Origin of the sequence: Methylobacterium sp. J-077 (genome assembly GCF_022829365.1) — a bacterium.
In the GTDB taxonomy this organism is placed as follows: Bacteria; Pseudomonadota; Alphaproteobacteria; order Rhizobiales; family Beijerinckiaceae; genus Methylobacterium.
On sequence record NZ_JAKSYJ010000109.1, the window covers coordinates 1 to 1,511 of the forward strand.

Sequence of the window (1,511 nt, forward strand, 5' to 3'; positions counted from 1 at the left end):
CGGCCTGGCACCACAGCCGGTCGGGCAGCCGATACACCCGTACCCCGCACGCCATCCCGGCGAGCAGCAGCAGGACCAGATACGCCAGACCCTCCAGCACGAGGCTAGGCGCCGCCTCCGGCTCCGCTCGGTCGTACCAGAGCGGGTCGGCGTCCCAGTGCGGATCGTTCTCGTCCAAGACTGAACCTCCTCGCGCCGCAAACCCTGGCGCGGCCGTATCGGTTAGCAATTCGTTCACCAGCAGGATCCGTCAGGGAGCGCGCGCCCCGCGTCACCCCTCGCCCGGAAGAGGTCGCAGCAGCGCGCCGAGCAGGAAGCCGAGCTGGCCGCAGATCAGCAGCGCCACACCGCGCCGCAGCCCGCCGCCGAGGCTCAGGTGATGCACGTGGAACCCGTAGGCCAGTTCCGTCGCCACCACCGGCAGGAACACCGGCAGGCCCCAGACCGAGCCGAACCGCCCCAGCCCCAGCCCGAGCAGCGCGTTCAGCAGCAGACCCTTCATGGCGATCTCGTTGGCGATCCCGCGGCGATCCCGTCCCCGCACCCCGCCGGCCCGGGCGCCCGCCCGATCCCGGCACCGCCCAGCCGGTCCGCCGCGCGTCCGCGCGCGACGATCTTCCGGGCGCGCCGGTCTTCCAGGCGCGCGGCTCCCGGCCCGCGGCGCTACTTGCTGCCGCGCTGGGCCAGCACCGCCGGCACCGTGCGCAGCATGATCGTGATGTCCCGGCGCAGGCTCCAGCGGCTGGCGTAGTCCAGGTCCAGCGCCACGCGCTCGGCGTAACTCGTGTCCGAGCGGCCCGAGACCTGCCACAGCCCGGTCACCCCCGGCGGCACCGCGAAGCAGGTCGCGAACGCCCGGCCGTAGCGGGCGACCTCGGCCTGCACGATCGGGCGCGGCCCGACCAGGCGCATCTCGCCGCGCATCACGTTCCACATCTGCGGCAGCCCGTTGGGCGCGGTCGTGCCGAGCACCCGTCCTAAGGCGGTGGTGCGCGGGGGGATGAGCCTGGTCGGGCCGGGCCCGATCGTGCAGGGCGAGGTCGCCCGCTACGGGACGGCGTTCGCGGCCTGCTGCTCGGTCCCGCCGGGGCTGACCGGCCTGTGGCAGGTCTCGGGGCGCTCCGACACCACCTATGCCGAGCGGGTGGCGCTGGACCTGGACTATGCCAGCTGCTGGAGCCTGCTCCGGCGCGGCAGCCGCTGACGGCGCGGCCGTCGTCAGGCCCGATCGTCGTTCTCCCGGGGCGCCACGAGGCACAGGCGCCAGAATTCCACAAAGCCGACTGCATACAGCGCGACGCGAAGGCTGAAACCGGACATCGTAGGGCCCCGCGATCGGCGTAACTCGTGTCCGAGCGGCCCGAGACCTGCCCACGCCCGGTCACCCCCGGCGGCACCGCGAAGCAGGTCGCGAACGCCCGGCCGTAGCGGGCGACCTCGGCCTGCACGATCGGGCGCGGCCCGACCAGGCTCATCTCGCCGCGCAGCACGTTCCACAGCTGCGGCAGCTC

2 protein-coding genes and 2 pseudogenes are annotated in these 1,511 nt (G+C 73.7%); 1 reads left to right on the top strand and 3 read right to left on the bottom strand.

From position 1 onward, the window contains the following. Positions 1–271 precede the first annotated feature (271 nt). Together MKL11_RS10035 and MKL11_RS10040 are read right to left on the bottom strand one after the other, a co-directional pair. Positions 272–502: a hypothetical protein gene (locus MKL11_RS10035; RefSeq protein WP_243942753.1), complete on the bottom strand. Its 231-nt coding sequence runs from the start codon at positions 500–502 to the stop codon at positions 272–274. A gap of 161 nt (positions 503–663) precedes the next feature. Beyond that, positions 664–996 (bottom strand): annotated as a pseudogene (locus MKL11_RS10040) (sugar transferase); the annotation flags it as partial. A gap of 4 nt (positions 997–1,000) precedes the next feature. Here MKL11_RS10040 and MKL11_RS10045 point away from each other — a divergent pair. Beyond that, a complete protein-coding gene (locus tag MKL11_RS10045; RefSeq protein WP_409565838.1) occupies positions 1,001–1,204 on the top strand; it encodes a sugar transferase in 204 nt (67 codons plus the stop codon). 118 nt (positions 1,205–1,322) lie between these two features. Here the strand turns inward: MKL11_RS10045 and MKL11_RS10050 are convergent. Next, positions 1,323–1,511, bottom strand: a pseudogene (locus MKL11_RS10050) (sugar transferase); the annotation flags it as partial.